This is a genomic window from Streptomyces sp. NPDC005794, assembly GCF_042871445.1.
Lineage (GTDB): Bacteria > Actinomycetota > Actinomycetes > Streptomycetales > Streptomycetaceae > Streptomyces.
Genome location: NZ_JBIAIN010000007.1, coordinates 319,208 through 334,712, shown reverse-complemented (window position 1 = coordinate 334,712; position 15,505 = coordinate 319,208). Strand labels below are relative to the sequence as shown.

Here is a 15,505-nt window from a genome sequence, read left to right as displayed (position 1 = left end):
GACATGCCGCGTACCCGGTCACCGTGTGCGCCTCCCTAGTGACCGCGCAGTCACGTTGCCCTCGCGGCACGCCCACGCAGAAAACCAACCGCGAGACCACTAAAAGGGACGGACGCGCGTGGACCTGTTCGAGTACCAGGCGAGGGACCTCTTCGCCAAGCACGGTGTACCGGTGCTGGCCGGTGAAGTCATTGACACGCCTGAGGCAGCCCGCGAGGCGACCGAGCGGCTGGGCGGCAAGTCCGTCGTCAAGGCGCAGGTGAAGGTCGGTGGCCGAGGCAAGGCCGGCGGCGTGAAGCTGGCGGCGACCCCGGACGAGGCCGTCGCTCGCGCGACGGACATCCTCGGGATGGACATCAAGGGCCACACGGTCCACAAGGTGATGATCGCCGAGCTGTCTCCGGAGATCGAGGCGGAGTACTACGTCTCGTACCTCCTCGACCGCACCAACCGCACCTTCCTGGCCATGGCCTCGGTGCAGGGCGGCATGGACATCGAGGAGGTCGCGGAGAAGACTCCCGAGGCCCTCGCGAAGGTCCCGGTCAACGCCGTCGACGGCGTTGACATCGAGAAGGCCCGCGAGATCGTGGCCCAGGCGAAGTTCCCGGCCGAGGTGGCCGAGGGTGTCGCCGAGGCCATGGTGACCCTGTGGGACACCTTCGTCGCCGAGGACGCGCTCCTCGTCGAGGTCAACCCGCTGGTGAAGACCAAGGACGGCCGCATCCTGGCCCTGGACGGCAAGGTCTCGCTCGACGAGAACGCCGACTTCCGCCAGCCCGGCCACGAGGCCCTCGAGGACAAGGCCGCGGCCAACCCGCTCGAGGCTGCCGCGAAGGCCAAGAACCTCAACTACGTCAAGCTCGAGGGCGAGGTCGGCATCATCGGTAACGGTGCCGGTCTGGTCATGTCGACCCTGGACGTCGTCGCGTACGCCGGTGAGAACCACGGCAACGTGAAGCCCGCCAACTTCCTCGACATCGGTGGCGGCGCCTCCGCAGAGGTCATGGCGAACGGCCTCGAGATCATCCTCGGCGACTCGGACGTCAAGTCCGTCTTCGTCAACGTCTTCGGTGGCATCACCGCCTGCGACGAGGTAGCCAACGGCATCGTGCAGGCTCTGGCGCTGCTCGAGTCCAAGGGCGAGAAGGTCGAGAAGCCGCTGGTCGTGCGCCTCGACGGCAACAACGCGGAGCTGGGTCGCAAGATCCTCTCCGATGCCAACCACCCGCTCGTGCAGCGTGTGGACACCATGGACGGCGCGGCCGACAAGGCCGCCGAGCTCGCCGCGGCTGCGAAGTAAGGGACGAGGGACTCCAACACCATGGCTATCTTCCTCACCAAGGACAGCAAGGTCATCGTCCAGGGGATGACCGGCGCCACGGGCATGAAGCACACCAAGCTCATGCTGGCTGACGGCACCGACATCGTCGGCGGCGTGAACCCGCGCAAGGCCGGCACGTCCGTCGACTTCGACGGCACCGAGGTTCCGGTCTTCGGTTCCGTCAAGGAAGCGATGGAGAAGACGGGCGCCGACGTGTCCGTTCTCTTCGTGCCGCCGGCCTTCGCGAAGGCCGCCGTCGTCGAGGCGATCGACGCCGAGATCCCGCTGGCCGTCGTGATCACCGAGGGCATCGCCGTCCACGACTCCGCCGCCTTCTGGGCGTACGCCGGATCGAAGGGCAACAAGACCCGGATCATCGGCCCGAACTGCCCGGGTCTGATCACCCCCGGCCAGTCCAACGCCGGCATCATCCCGGGCGACATCACCAAGCCCGGCCGCATCGGTCTCGTGTCCAAGTCCGGCACGCTGACCTACCAGATGATGTACGAGCTCCGTGACATCGGCTTCTCGTCCGCCGTCGGCATCGGTGGCGACCCGGTCATCGGTACGACGCACATCGACGCCCTCGCGGCGTTCGAGGCGGACCCGGAGACGGACCTCATCGTGATGATCGGCGAGATCGGTGGCGACGCCGAGGAGCGTGCCGCCGACTACATCGCGAAGAACGTCACGAAGCCGGTCGTCGGCTACGTCGCGGGCTTCACGGCCCCGGAGGGCAAGACCATGGGCCACGCCGGCGCCATCGTCTCCGGTTCCTCCGGCACCGCCGCGGCCAAGAAGGAGGCCCTCGAGGCCGCAGGCGTGAAGGTCGGCAAGACGCCGACCGAGACCGCCAAGCTGGCGCGCGAGATCCTCGGCGGCTGACCGCCTGCCGCATCTCCGCCTCACTGCGGAAACGGCGCGGGCCCGCACCCCTTCGGCGAGGGGGTGCGGGCCCGCGCCGTTTCCGTCCCGGCCGGGAACGCGTCAGGGAATGCGGGGAACCAGGCGCTCCGGGCCGTGCATGAGCTCGCCCCGCAGGGACTTCTGCAGATTCAGGTCCTGCGGCGTCAGCCTTTCCGGCCCGCCCCGTGAAGGGACGCCGTCGACGCGTTCGGGGGGCGCCAGCGGCTGCTCGTACTGGGTGGGCGCCGTGTGCAGCGTGAAGGCGGTCGTGCCGATGAGCAGCGCCCCGAAGCAGAGCGCCGCCTTGGTCCAGAGTTCCGCGAGGCGCTCGCCGCCCGCGCGGACGGCGGGGGCGGGTGGCGGTGCGGGCACCTCTTCCAGGAGGGCGAGTTCGCTGAGCCGCTCGTGGAGCAGCGCGGGCCGGCCGTCGGGTTCCACGGGCTCGGGCAGCCGCTCGGCGACGGCGGCTCGCGCGTTCAGCAGCCTGCTCGCCGCGGCCGGAGTGCTCGCTTCCGTCTCGGCGGCGGTCTCCGGCAGCCCCAGCCCCACACCGTCGTGGAGCAGCAGCGTGCGACGGTACGAGGGCGGAAGGCCGAGCAGCGCCTCGAGCAGCGCTCCCCGCGCCGGGTCCTTCGGCGGCGCGTCGGCCCGGCGGTGGGAGCGGCGCAGCCGGTGCCAGGGCGACATCGCGTACTCGTACGAGACCGCCCGCACCCAGCCTGCCGGGTCGCGGTCCCTGGCCACTTCGGGCCAGCGCTGCCAGGCGGTCCGGAAGGCGTGTTCGACGGCTTCCAGGGCGAACTTCCGGCGGCCTGTCAGCAGGTACATCTGACGGGTGAGGCCAGGAGCGGTGCGGCCGTACAGGACGTCGTAGGCCTCCTCGGCCGTGAGGTACACCCGGGGCTGCGGGACGACGACGGGCTCGGCAGGGGCGGGCTCGGCCGGTGGCGCCTCCTCGGCCGGTGCGTACGGGGCCGGCGCGTCCCCGCCCGGCGCCGGAGCGTCCGGAGCGGGGGCGTCAGGGGCGGGGGCGTCCTGGGCACGCGCTTCAGGCGCGGGGTGCTGCTCGGCGCAGCCGATCAGCCTGGCGTAGGCCGCGCGGCGGCGGCCCCGCGGGCTGGTGCGCCCTGTCTCCCACGCGCGGACGGTGGCGGGTGTGACGCCCACGGCCGTCGCGACCTGTTCCTCACTCAGTGCCCTGGCCTCGCGCAGCCTGCGGCGCTCCTTGGGGGAAGGCAACGAGGCGGCGGGTGCCGGGCCGGTGCTGTTCCGCGTCATGCCGGACCCCCGTTCCCGAGGGCAAGGGCACTGCACTGGGTGAAAAAGTACATAAACGTATATTGGGCGACACAGCGGCCGTTCGCCCGTTACACGGAATAGGCGCGTGTCGTTGGCAGCATGGCCGCGTGACCCAAGTGACGGAACGCAGCCCGATGTTGCCGGCCGAGCGGAGCAGGTCCACCGCCCTGGCCTCCGCCTTCGTGCGCGGGGCGCTCGCTGCGGGCCTCGGGCTCGGCTCCCTGGCGGTCCTGGTCATGCTGTTGTGGATCAGTTCTCCGTACCCCGACAGCGGGCCCGGCGGGGCCCTCCACGTGGCGACCGGGCTCTGGCTGCTCGCCCACGGCGCCGAGCTCGTCAGAGCCGACACCGTCGGAGGGCATCCCGCGCCCGTGGCGACGGTCCCGCTGTTGCTCGTCGTGCTGCCGGTGTGGCTGGTGCACCGGTCCGCCCGGTCCTCGGCGGAGACCGACGGGAAGGGATCGGACGGACACTCGGCGATCGGTGCCTTCTGTGCGGTGAGCGCCGGATACCTGCTGGTGGTGCTGGCCGCGGCGGCGTACGCGCGCGACGGCGGGCTGTCCGTCGACCGGGCCTCGATCGCCTTCCCCGTCACCGTCGTGGTGACCGCCGCGGCCGCCGCGGGAGTGTGGGCGGCACGTGGGCGCCCGCTGACTCCGCTGCTGGTCCGGGCGCCGCTGAGGCTGCAGGAAGCGGCCGCCCGCTCGGGGTTCCGGTCCGGGGCCGGTGTGGCCCTGAGGTCGGCCGCCGCCGGTGTGCTCATGCTGATCGGCGGCGGTGCGCTGCTGGTCGCGGTGGCGCTGGTGTGGCATGCGGGGGCGGCCAGGGAGTCGTTCCTGGGTCTGTCGGGCGACTGGGCCGGCCGGATCTCCGTGCTCCTGCTGGCGACAGCGCTCGTGCCGAACGCGGCGATGTGGGGTGCCGCCTACGGCCTCGGACCGGGCTTCGCCGTCGGTACGGCGTCCCTGGCCACCCCGTTGGCCTTCACCGGGCCTCCCGCACTGCCGGACTTCCCCCTGCTGGCCGCGGTGCCGTCCCACGGCCCAGGAACGGCGGCGAACTGGGCGGCGGTCGCGGTGCCGGTCGCGGCCGGCCTGGCCGTCGCCCGGTTCGTCGCGCGGGGGGCTGCCCCGGTGCGTGGCGAGCGCGGGGAGGCGTGGGGGCAGGGTCGGACGGCGCTGGTGGCAGGGCTGGCGGCCATGGGCTGCGGTGCCGGCGCGGCGGTACTGGCGGCGGCGTCGGGAGGCCCGCTGGGGACCGGGGCGCTGGCGGAGTTCGGCCCCGTGTGGTGGCTGGTGGGCCCGGCCGCTCTCGCGTGGACGACGGTGATCGGCGTACCGGTGGCGTTGCTGCTCAGGGCGTGGCGGCTGAGGGAACACCGGTGGGGGTGGCGGTGGGACGCGCTGAAGGCGGAACCGGTGAAGGCGGAACCGGGACAACAGCCGGACCGGGGAACGGACGAGGAGCCCGGGGGAGCGGGCGAGGACGCGGAGCCGTACGACTTCCTGTCGGCCGGGACGTGGCACGAGGACGGGGCGAGGGAGGCGCGGTGGGCCGCGCTCAAGAAGAACTCGGGCGGGCTGATGGCGGACTTCCCGGCGGAAGCGCCGGCCCTGGCCTTGACGTCGGCGGAAGCCCCGGCCCCGGCCCCGGCGGAGGCACCCCCGGTACCGGACCCGGCCCCCGCGCCGCCCCCCGCGCCTACGTCGCCGCCCGCATCGGCCCCCGCCGCCGATGCCCCCGCCCCCGCAGATGCCCCCGCGCCCGGGACCGATACGCCGGCCGGCCGGGTTCCGGGCGCCCAGGGGCACCCGGAACCCGGCCGGGAGGATGCTTCGTAACGAGCGTTCCGGTGCGGGTGGGCGGTGCTCGGTGCTACTTCTTCACGCCGAAGAAGGGCTCCAGCGGGTCGGGCAGCTTGGCATTGCAGGAGAGGGCGCCGGTCTTGGTCAGCGCGTCGTTCACACAGGTGTAGTAGTCGCGGTAGACCAGCTGGACCGTGTAGCCGGTGGCCACGATCGCCAGGGCCAGCAACGCCGTCACCAGGCCGCTGACGGCCGCCGTGGTCTGCTGCCGGCTGCTGCTCCGTGCGGCGCCGGGGACGACTCCGGGCGCGGCGCCCGGCAGCGGGGGTGTGGCAGGCCGGTCCGCACCGCCCGTGCCGGGTGCCGCGGCCGACCCGGTGCCCGCGGCACCGGCCGCCTGGGGCTTCCGCGGCCCACCGCGCAGGGCGCTGATCGACCAGTACACGGCGAGGGCGCCGAGCAGCATCGCGATCTCGGGGAAGTCGAAGAGGGCGAAGAAGAACGCCCACATGCCGCCCAGCACCGCGTAGCGTGCGCGCCGCTGCGTGGGGTCGGTCGGATCCCAGCGCGGCCCGCCGGGATTGCCCTCGGGCCCACCGCCCTGGCCGCTCGGCCCCCCGGGGCGGCCGCCGAATCCGCCGCCTTGGCGGCCCGGCTGCTTGTCGCTCCACTGGCTGCCCCAGACCGGACGGTTGTCGGAGGGGCCTTCGCCGCTGTCACCGTTCCCGCCGTTGCCGTGGTTCCCGGGCGCGTGGGAGGGGTGGCGGGGCTGCCAGGGCTGGTCGGGCCGGTCCTCGGGCGGTGCCGCGAACGGATTGTCGTCGGACGACCCGGACGACCCGGAGGAGGAGCCCGACGAGGACCCGGAGGGCCCCGGTCCCGACGGGGATCCCGAGCCCGCCGAGGAGTCCGGCGATGAGGACTGGCGTTCCCGCATCAGCGTGGATGCCCGCTCGGGCAGCGGGTGGCCAAGGGCGGTGCGGAGGCGGTCCGGCATGTGGTGAACGTCTTCCCCATCTCGTCATTTCCGCCCGGGGGCGGTTCCCTGTCCCCTGACGCTACCTCCCGGTCACGCCCCCGTCCCGTGGGGGCCGCCGGGTGTGCCGGTATCGTTGCTGACGGTCGGACCGTTCGTAGAGTTCCCCGTATCGCGGGACGAGCTTCTTTCGTACGACCATACAAACGCACCTCCTGCACATCGCGTACCGCTGCACCACGCGAGAAAGGGCCCTGCCGTGGCCTCCCCGCCCCCCTCCGCCGCTCCGGCCCGTGTGGTCGTGCTCGTCTCCGGCTCAGGCACGAACCTCCAGGCGCTCCTCGACGCGATCGGTGACGACCCGGAGGGCTACGGCGCCCGGATCGTCGCGGTCGGCGCGGACCGCTACGGCACCGTCGGCCTCGAGCGTGCCGAGCGCGCCGGGCTTCCCACCTTCGTGTGCAAGCTCGGCGAGTACGCGGACCGTGACGCGTGGGACACGGCCCTGACCGCGGCCGTGGCGGAACACCGCCCGGACCTCGTCGTGTCCGCGGGATTCATGAAGATCGTGGGCAAGGGCTTCCTGGCCGAGTACGGCGGCCGGGTCGTCAACACCCACCCCGCCCTGCTCCCCAGCTTTCCCGGTGCCCACGGCGTCCGCGACGCGCTCGCGTACGGCGTCAAGGTCACCGGGTGCACCGTCCACTTCGTCGACGACGGCGTCGACACCGGTCCGATCATCGCGCAGGGCGTGGTCGAGGTGACCGAAGAGGAAACGGTGGAGGGCGAAGCCGCCCTCCACGAACGCATCAAGGAAGTCGAGCGCAAGCTGCTCGTCGAGGCCGTGGGGCGGCTCGCCCGTGACGGCTATCGCATTGAGGGACGAAAGGTTCATCTCGGTCATGTCGGTGAATAAGCCCATCCGCCGCGCCCTGGTCAGTGTCTACGACAAGACGGGGCTCGAAGACCTCGCCCGCGGTCTGCACGAGGCGGGTGTCGAGCTGGTGTCCACCGGCTCCACCGCCGGGAAGATCGCAGCCGCCGGCGTACCGGTCACCAAGGTCGAGGAGCTCACCGGCTTCCCCGAGTGCCTCGACGGCCGCGTCAAGACGCTGCACCCCCGCGTGCACGCCGGCATCCTCGCGGACCTGCGCCTGGACGCCCACCGCGAGCAGCTCGCCGAGCTCGGCGTGGAGCCGTTCGACCTCGTGGTCGTCAACCTGTACCCGTTCACGGAGACCGTCGAGTCCGGCGCGTCCGACGACGAGTGCGTGGAGCAGATCGACATCGGCGGGCCGTCGATGGTCCGCGCCGCTGCCAAGAACCACCCCTCCGTGGCGGTCGTGACCAGCCCGGAGCGCTACGCCGACGTCCTCGCGGCGGTCACGGCGGGCGGCTTCGACCTGACCGCCCGCAAGCGGCTCGCCGCCGAGGCCTTCCGGCACACCGCCGCCTACGACGTGGCCGTCGCCTCCTGGTTCGCGGCCGACTACGCGGCCTCCGGCGACTCGGGCCTCCCCGAGTTCCTCGGGGACACCTTCACGCGCAAGAACGTCCTGCGCTACGGCGAGAACCCGCACCAGTCCGCCGCGCTCTACACCGACGGCGCGGGCGGCCTCGCCGAGGCCGAGCAGCTGCACGGCAAGGAGATGTCCTACAACAACTACACGGACACCGACGCCGCCCGCCGCGCCGCCTACGACCACGCCGAGCCGTGCGTCGCGATCATCAAGCACGCCAACCCGTGCGGCATCGCGATCGCCGACGACGTCGCGACGGCGCACCGCAACGCCCACGCCTGTGACCCGCTGTCCGCGTTCGGCGGCGTCATCGCCGTCAACCGGCCGGTGACCGTCGAGATGGCCGAACAGGTCGCCGAGATCTTCACCGAGGTCATCGTCGCCCCGGCGTACGAGGACGGCGCCGTCGAGGTGCTCGCCCGTAAGAAGAACATCCGGGTGCTGCGCTGCCCCGACGCCCCGGCCTCCGCGTTCGAGGTCAAGCCGATCGACGGCGGTGCGCTCCTCCAGGTCACCGACCGGCTCCAGGCCGAGGGCGACGACCCGGCCAACTGGACCCTGGCCACCGGCGAGGCGCTCTCCGCCGACGAGCTCAGGGAGCTCGCCTTCGCGTGGAAGGCCTGCCGGGCCGTCAAGTCCAACGCGATCCTGCTCGCCAAGGACGGCGCCTCGGTCGGCGTCGGCATGGGACAGGTCAACCGTGTCGACTCCGCGAAGCTCGCGGTCGAGCGGGCGGGCGAGGAGCGGGCCCGCGTCGCGTACGCCGCGTCCGACGCCTTCTTCCCCTTCCCCGACGGCCTGGAGATCCTGACCGCCGCCGGCATCAAGGCCGTCGCCCAGCCGGGCGGCTCGGTCCGTGACGAGCTCGTCGTCGAGGCCGCGAAGAAGGCGGGTGTGACCATGTACTTCACGGGCACGCGCCACTTCTTCCACTGACGACGCCCGCAGTGACACGCCGCAGGCCGTACCCCTCCCGGGTGCGGCCTGCGCTGCGTCCCGGCGTACGGAGATCAGTCGTCCCTCTGTTCTAATGAATGGCCTTGTCGGGCCGTGTCGGGTGGGTCCGGTGCGACCGGCAACGACCAGTGAGGGACTCCGTTGCGGGGGCATCGTGCTTGACCTGAACCAGAGCGGGACCGACGTGCCCGGGGAGCAGGCCCCGGAGGCCGTCGCGCGTGCGCCGCACCCGGCGCCGCTGCGGCCGTACCTGATCGCCGCCGTGGTCCTGTGCGCGCTCTACTTCCTCTACGGGTACCTGCGGTACAGACACTTCCAGTCGCCCTCCTGGGACCTGGGCATCTTCGAGCAGGAGGTGCGCGCGTACGCCGGGTTCGACGCCCCCGTCGTCGACATCAAGGGGCCGGGTTATCTGATACTCGGCGACCACTTCAGTCCCGTGGTGGCTCTCCTCGCCCCGCTCTACTGGATCTGGCCGTCGGCCCTCGCCCTGCTGTTCGCCCAGGCCGCCCTGTTCGCCGCCTCCGCGGTCGTCGTCGGGCGCACCGCCCAGCAGATCCTGGGCGGCCGCACCGGCCTCTGCGTCACCGTCGCGTACGGGCTGTCCTGGGGGCTCCAGGAAGCGGTGAAGGCCGACTTCCACGAGATTGCCCTCGCCGTCCCGCTGCTGGCCCTGGTCTGCCGGGCCCTGCTCATGGAGCGGTGGCGGGCCGCCGTCCTGTGGTCGCTGCCGCTGGTCCTGGTCAAGGAGGACCTCGGCGTCACCGTCGCCGTCGTCGGCGTGCTCCTGGCCCTGTACGGGCGGCGGCTCCAGGGCTTCCTGCTGGCGGCCTTCGGCGTGGCCGCGTTCGCGCTGACCGTACTGGTGCTCATACCGGCGGCCAGCAGCGCGGGGACGTACGACTACTGGAAGAAGATCGAGGAGAACGGCGGGCAGCAGGTCTCCCTGCTCGACTCCGTCCTCGGCGTGTTCGACTCCTCCGTCAAGCTGGAGATGCTGGTCTTCCTGGTCGGCATCACCGCCTTCATGGCGCTCCGCTCGCCCCTGATCCTGCTCGTCCTGCCGACGATCGGCTGGCGTCTGCTCTCCCAGGACTCCAACCACTGGGGCATGGTCTGGCACTACAGCGCCATCCTGATGCCGGTGGTCTTCCTGGCCATGGCCGACGGCATCCGCCGCAGCCGGGACTCGGAACGGCCCTGGCTCGTCTCGTACGCGAACGTCGCCGTCCCCGTGGCCGCGGCGATCGCCGTCGCCCTCACCCAGCACCTTCCGCTTCGCGAACTGCTGCGCCCGGAGACGTATCGCGCCGACGCCCGCACCCACGCGGCCGAAGCGGCACTGGAGGCCATTCCCGTGGGGGCGCGGGTCGAGACGGACATCACGCTGATGGCGCACCTGACCGCGGACCGCACGGTCTACTGGGTCGGCGGGGCGCCCGGCACCGCCCCCGACGTGGTCGCGATCAACCTGGACTTCGGCTGGTCACGGCCGATCGACGACCCGGTGAAGTACGCCGAACAGCTCCACCCGGAGGCGCGCTACCGGATCACCCGGGAGGCCGGCTCCTTCGTCGTCATGCAGCGGACCACACCGGCACCCGGAAACGGCTGAAGGCCGTACACCCGCCGGTGAGCGGGTGTCACGGCCTTCACGCCCGCGTACGCGGGGACATTCAGTGCTGCTGGCGGTTGAACCAGGCGCCGCCGTCGGACTTCGCCACGAAGACGACGACCAGGATGGCGAGGACCGTGTGGACGAGGCCCATCACGACGAAGGGGTAGATGCCGAGGATCGCGGTGATCACGCCGAACACGATGGCGGTGACGCGGATTCCGCTGCCCCCCTTGCCGAACTTGGCACCGAGGACGACGGCGAGGACGCCCCACAGCACGGCGAAGACGGCGATGCCCCACAGCGCGTTGCCCGAGTAGTCGGCGAGCTGCTGGAACTGCACGTCCTCCTGCAGCGTCGCGTCGTTCTTGGCCGCGTTCACGGCTGCGGCGGCGAGGGCGACGAAGATCGTGCCGATGACCTGGAGGCCGGCGATCACGAAGAGCATGACGCGCGCGGCCTTCACACCGCCGGGCATCTCGGTCGGCCCGCCGGGGAAGCCGTAACCGCCCTGGACCGGGGGTGCCTGCGGGTAGCCGTAGCCCTGCTGGGGAACACCCTGGGGGGCCTGCTGCGGGTAGCCGTAGCCCGGCTGCCCGCCCGGCTGCCCACCCTGCTGCTGGCCGTAGGGGTTGTTGGGGTCGCCGAAGCTCATCGCTGAATTCCTCCGTTGGGAAGTGCTGGGGACGACGCGGCCCAGGCGGAGGAAACATGTGCAATCTGAACGGTGGTCCCCCCGACACTGTCCGCGGTTATGCGGGCTTTATCGTCGTCGTGACATCCGCTTTTTGTCCAGCCGAATACAGAATGTGTTGTGCAAGTGCAATCTCGTGTCCACGTGGCGGGCCCGGATTGGTATGCGGGCGGGGTCATCCGGGAGGATGGGTGTCATGACTGCCCAGATTCTCGATGGCAAGGCCACCGCAGCTGCGATCAAGTCCGATCTGACCGTCCGCGTGGCGGCCCTCAAGGCACAGGGCGTCACACCCGGCCTGGGAACCCTGCTCGTCGGCGACGACCCGGGCAGCCGGTGGTACGTGAACGGCAAGCACCGTGACTGTGCCCAGGTCGGCATGGGCTCCATCCAGCGCGAACTCCCCGACACCGCCACCCAGGAGGAGATCGAGGAGGTCGTACGGGAGCTCAACGCCAACCCGGAGTGCACGGGTTACATCGTGCAGCTCCCCCTCCCCAAGGGGATCGACACCAACCGCATCCTGGAGCTGATGGACCCGGCGAAGGACGCGGACGGGCTGCACCCGATGAACCTGGGCAAGCTCGTGCTGAACGAGAGCGGCCCGCTGCCCTGCACCCCGCAGGGCGTCGTCACCCTGCTCCGCCGCCACGGCGTGGAGATCAACGGCGCCCATGTGGTCGTCGTCGGGCGGGGCGTCACCATCGGCCGCCCCCTCCCGCTGCTGCTGACGCGCAGGTCCGAGAACGCGACCGTCACCCAGTGCCACACCGGCACGCGTGACCTCTCGGCGCACCTCAGGCAGGCCGACATCATCGTCGCCGCCGCCGGTGTGCCCCACCTGATCAAGCCCGAGGACGTGAAGCCGGGCGCGGCCGTGCTGGACGTCGGCGTCAGCCGGGACGAGAACGGCAAGATCGTCGGCGACGTCCACCCGGGTGTGGCCGAGGTGGCCGCGTGGGTCGCCCCGAACCCGGGCGGTGTCGGCCCCATGACCAGGGCCCAGCTGCTCGTCAACGTGGTCGAGGCGGCCGAGCGCGCTGCCGCCGAGGCCTCCGCCGTATCCGCCGGCTGACCCGGACCGACCGGAGGAACGTCATGGGCGCTGGTACGAGTCCGGCTGACGGCACGCACACGGACCGTCGGCACGAGGACGGTACGCACGCGAAGGGGCCGGCCGAGGAGGCAGGGACGCCCGAGGAAGCCGGGGCACCCGTCACCGTCAGGACGGACGGGGCGGACGAGGTGGACGGAGCGGCCGAGGCGGCCGGGGGCAGTGGCTCGACCGGGGAGCCCTCGCGTCGCTTCTCGCTGACCCGTGACACCGCGCGTCCTGAGGGAGGCGGCCGGGCGGCCCCGGGGGACGCGCCCGCCCCCGCCCGGCAGTGGCCGCTGCTCACGGTGCTCTGCACGGCCGGACTCGGCCTGCTGATCGTGGGCACCGATCCCTTCGACCAGGCGTTCAGGATCGGCGTGATGCTGATGGGCATCGCGCTGCTCGCCGGGGCGGTGCTGCGCTGGGTGGTCCCCTCCGTCGGCATGCTGGCCGTGCGGTCGCGGTTCACCGATCTGGTCACGTACGCCCTGATGGGCGCGCTGATCGTGCTGCTCGCCATGATGGCGCAGCCCTCACCCTGGCTGAACGTGCCCTTCCTGCAGGACGTGATCCGCTTCACCGTCCGTTGAGAGGTGTCCGTCCCCTCCCCCGAGAAGGGACGGACACCGGACAGGGCGCCGGTGCAAGAAGCGCCGGAATGCGGTGACTTGAGCGGCCCTGCCCTGTCCCGGAACAAGCGTCGTGGACGTGGGGTGCCGGGTTCAAGGGGCGCCTGGTGCCCGTGGCACGGAGGTGACCCTTCCGCCATCGTGTGATCGTCACGCAACGGCGCGGTACGCGCTACGGCGCGCAACGGAGCACCCGCTCATACCGAATGCACCCGTGCGCCCCTTTGTCCGGAACTGGCATCCTGGATCCGTGCATCCTTCTGGGTAGTTCGGAGCGCGGACCAACCGCTCCGACAGCAGGGTGAAGGACCCGGCGCCGGGGGACGGGGGCGCGCCGGGAACGTTCGGGGGAATCGATCGGGGGAAGCAATGCCTCGTTGGAAGGCGTTACCGGAAGAACTCGACCCGGAATTGCGGGAGTTCGCGGGCCAACTGCGCAGACTGGTGGACCGCAGCGGGCTGAGCCTGGCCGCGGTCGCCGACCGCACGGGCTACAGCAAGACGTCGTGGGAGCGTTATCTCAACGGCAGGCTGCTCGCGCCCAAGGGCGCGATCGTCGCGCTGGCCGAGGCGACGGGCACTCAGCAGCACCATCTGACGACCATGTGGGAACTGGCCGAACGGGCCTGGAGCCGCTCCGAGATGCGCCACGACATGACGATGGAGGCCATCAGGATCTCCCAGGCGCGTGCGGCGCTCGGCGAGGCGGGTGTGGCCGCGGCCCCCGTGACGAGCAGGCGTGCGGGGCACCCGGGCGGCGGCACGGGAGTCTCCACCGCTGCGGGGCCGGAGGGAGAAGGGCGCGACGTCGGCCGTCCGCTGTCCGTACCCGCCCAGCGCGGCACGGCCCCTCCCATCCCGCGGCAGCCGCAACCGGGGGCAGCGCCGGACTCCGGCGGAGACGGACACCGCACGGGCGGCGGCGGTCGTGGAGGGCGTCCGGAGGGCGGCCGCCGCAGGGCGACGCTGTTCCTCGCGGGTCTCGTGGGGGCGCTCCTGCTGATGGCCGGGGCCGTGCTGCTCACCGATCCGGGCGGGGACGACGGCGCCGCTGTCGTGGCGACACCGTCCGCCGAGCCCGGCACCAGCGCGCCCCGGTTGCCCGCCGGCGTCGGATGCAGCGGCGCGGACTGCACCGGGGAGGACCCGGAAGCCATGGGCTGCGGCGGGCAGTTCGCCGGCACGGTCGCCCGGGCGACCGTCGGCGTCGGCCTCGTCGAGGTCCGTTACAGCGAGACCTGCGGAGCCGCCTGGGCCCGTATCACCCAGGCGTCCTCGGGGGACACCGTGCGGATCACCGCCGGCTCCTCGGCGCAGGCCGGCACGGTGGAAGCTGATGCCGACGCGTACACCCCGATGGTCGCCGTGAAGAAGGCCTCCGACGCCGAGGCCTGCGCGACCCTCGCCTCCGGGGCCACCGGGTGCACCACGCCGGAGTGACGTGAGGGGCCGCTGCGCTGCGTGACCGGCTGTGTGCGGCCCCACAGGGGGGCGGGCGGCCCCGGCGGCGAGGGTCGGATAGCCTGACCGCTGGATATCTCTTCACGTCAAGATTCAGAGATGTCCAGCACCAGGGGCAGGGACCCCTCACCGCCAGCTGTCTAACGGAGATCGCCATGACCCGCACTCCCGTGAATGTCACCGTGACCGGCGCAGCCGGCCAGATCGGCTACGCGCTGCTCTTCCGCATCGCCTCCGGCCACCTGCTCGGCCCGGATGTGCCGGTCAACCTGCGACTCCTCGAGATCCCGCAGGGCCTGAAGGCCGCCGAGGGCACCGCCATGGAGCTCGACGACTGCGCCTTCCCGCTGCTGCGCGGCATCGAGATCACGGACGACGCCAACGTCGGCTTCGCCGGCGCGAACGTCGCCCTCCTGGTCGGCGCCCGCCCGCGTACGAAGGGCATGGAGCGCGGCGACCTGCTGGCCGCCAACGGCGGCATCTTCAAGCCGCAGGGCAAGGCCATCAACGACAACGCCGCGGACGACATCAAGGTCCTCGTCGTCGGCAACCCGGCCAACACCAACGCCCTCATCGCGCAGGCCGCCGCCCCGGACGTACCGGCCGAGCGCTTCACCGCGATGACCCGTCTGGACCACAACCGCGCGATCTCGCAGCTGGCCGCCAAGACCGGTGCCGCCGTCTCCGACATCAAGCGGCTGACGATCTGGGGCAACCACTCGGCGACCCAGTACCCGGACATCTTCCACGCGGAGATCGCCGGCAAGAACGCCGCCGAGGTCGTCAACGACGAGGCATGGCTGGCCGACACCTTCATCCCGACCGTCGCCAAGCGCGGCGCCGCGATCATCGAGGCCCGTGGCGCGTCCTCGGCCGCCTCGGCCGCCAACGCCGCCATCGACCACGTGCACACCTGGGTCAACGGCACCGCCGCGGGCGACTGGACCTCGATGGGCATCCCGTCGGACGGCTCCTACGGCGTCCCCGAGGGCATCATCTCCTCCTTCCCGGTCACCACGAAGGACGGAAAGTACGAGATCGTCCAGGGCCTGGACATCAACGAGTTCTCCCGTGCGCGCATCGACGCGTCGGTGCGGGAGCTCTCCGAGGAGCGCGACGCGGTCCGCGAGCTCGGCCTGATCTGACCGGAGTCCGGCCACGGCCGGACCCGGAACCGTATGAGGGCGCCCCCGGCAGCAGCAGCCGGGGGCGCCCTCATGCGTGCG

Annotated in this window: 13 protein-coding genes; 10 read left to right on the top strand and 3 right to left on the bottom strand. The window is 71.8% G+C overall.

The window, feature by feature from the left end:
• Positions 1-118: 118 nt before the first annotated feature.
• The gene (gene sucC / locus ACFYQ5_RS14485) at positions 119-1,300 is read left to right on the top strand and encodes an ADP-forming succinate--CoA ligase subunit beta (protein WP_389197443.1); all 1,182 of its coding nucleotides are present in this window, start codon (positions 119-121) and stop codon (positions 1,298-1,300) included.
• A gap of 21 nt (positions 1,301-1,321) precedes the next feature.
• On the top strand, positions 1,322-2,206 hold the full coding sequence (sucD, locus tag ACFYQ5_RS14480) for a succinate--CoA ligase subunit alpha (protein ID WP_389197441.1): 885 nt from the start codon (positions 1,322-1,324) through the stop codon (positions 2,204-2,206).
• A 102-nt stretch (positions 2,207-2,308) separates the two neighbouring features.
• Here the strand turns inward: sucD and ACFYQ5_RS14475 are convergent, their stop codons facing one another.
• The gene (locus ACFYQ5_RS14475) at positions 2,309-3,505 is read right to left on the bottom strand and encodes a sigma factor-like helix-turn-helix DNA-binding protein (protein ID WP_389197439.1); all 1,197 of its coding nucleotides are present in this window, start codon (positions 3,503-3,505) and stop codon (positions 2,309-2,311) included.
• A 155-nt stretch (positions 3,506-3,660) separates the two neighbouring features.
• Here ACFYQ5_RS14475 and ACFYQ5_RS14470 point away from each other — a divergent pair, with 155 nt between their 5' ends.
• The gene (locus ACFYQ5_RS14470; RefSeq protein WP_389197491.1) at positions 3,661-5,367 is read left to right on the top strand and encodes a DUF6350 family protein; all 1,707 of its coding nucleotides are present in this window, start codon (positions 3,661-3,663) and stop codon (positions 5,365-5,367) included.
• A gap of 34 nt (positions 5,368-5,401) precedes the next feature.
• On the opposite strand, the gene ACFYQ5_RS14465 is transcribed toward ACFYQ5_RS14470, so the two are convergent.
• Complete coding sequence (locus ACFYQ5_RS14465) at positions 5,402-6,328, bottom strand: hypothetical protein (protein WP_389197438.1); 927 nt, start codon at positions 6,326-6,328, stop codon at positions 5,402-5,404.
• A 238-nt stretch (positions 6,329-6,566) separates the two neighbouring features.
• Here ACFYQ5_RS14465 and purN point away from each other — a divergent pair, with 238 nt between their 5' ends.
• The 3 genes from purN to ACFYQ5_RS14450 all read left to right on the top strand — a co-directional run bounded on the left by purN (position 6,567) and on the right by ACFYQ5_RS14450 (position 10,399).
• Positions 6,567-7,223, top strand: a complete 657-nt coding sequence (gene purN, locus ACFYQ5_RS14460) for a phosphoribosylglycinamide formyltransferase (RefSeq protein WP_389197436.1) — start codon at positions 6,567-6,569, stop codon at positions 7,221-7,223.
• Positions 7,210-8,763 (top strand): bifunctional phosphoribosylaminoimidazolecarboxamide formyltransferase/IMP cyclohydrolase, encoded by a 1,554-nt coding sequence (gene purH, locus ACFYQ5_RS14455; RefSeq protein ID WP_389197434.1) that lies wholly within the window; start codon positions 7,210-7,212, stop codon positions 8,761-8,763. Before purN ends, purH begins: the two co-directional genes overlap by 14 nt.
• Positions 8,764-8,938: 175 nt before the next feature.
• On the top strand, positions 8,939-10,399 hold the full coding sequence (locus tag ACFYQ5_RS14450; RefSeq protein WP_389197432.1) for a DUF2079 domain-containing protein: 1,461 nt from the start codon (positions 8,939-8,941) through the stop codon (positions 10,397-10,399).
• 61 nt (positions 10,400-10,460) lie between these two features.
• Here ACFYQ5_RS14450 and ACFYQ5_RS14445 read toward each other — a convergent pair whose 3' ends face one another.
• On the bottom strand, positions 10,461-11,054 hold the full coding sequence (locus ACFYQ5_RS14445; protein WP_389197431.1) for a hypothetical protein: 594 nt from the start codon (positions 11,052-11,054) through the stop codon (positions 10,461-10,463).
• Between the two features lie 235 nt (positions 11,055-11,289).
• Between ACFYQ5_RS14445 and ACFYQ5_RS14440 the strand changes: the two genes are divergently transcribed.
• From ACFYQ5_RS14440 to ACFYQ5_RS14425, 4 genes are all read left to right on the top strand, one after another.
• Positions 11,290-12,168: a bifunctional methylenetetrahydrofolate dehydrogenase/methenyltetrahydrofolate cyclohydrolase gene (locus ACFYQ5_RS14440; RefSeq protein WP_389197430.1), complete on the top strand. Its 879-nt coding sequence runs from the start codon at positions 11,290-11,292 to the stop codon at positions 12,166-12,168.
• Between the two features lie 23 nt (positions 12,169-12,191).
• Positions 12,192-12,779, top strand: coding sequence for a DUF3017 domain-containing protein (locus ACFYQ5_RS14435; protein WP_389197428.1), 588 nt, complete (start codon positions 12,192-12,194; stop codon positions 12,777-12,779).
• Positions 12,780-13,187: 408 nt separating this feature from the next.
• On the top strand, positions 13,188-14,258 hold the full coding sequence (locus ACFYQ5_RS14430) for a DUF2690 domain-containing protein (protein ID WP_389197426.1): 1,071 nt from the start codon (positions 13,188-13,190) through the stop codon (positions 14,256-14,258).
• A gap of 176 nt (positions 14,259-14,434) precedes the next feature.
• Positions 14,435-15,424: a malate dehydrogenase gene (locus ACFYQ5_RS14425; RefSeq protein WP_389197424.1), complete on the top strand. Its 990-nt coding sequence runs from the start codon at positions 14,435-14,437 to the stop codon at positions 15,422-15,424.
• Positions 15,425-15,505: the final 81 nt, after the last annotated feature.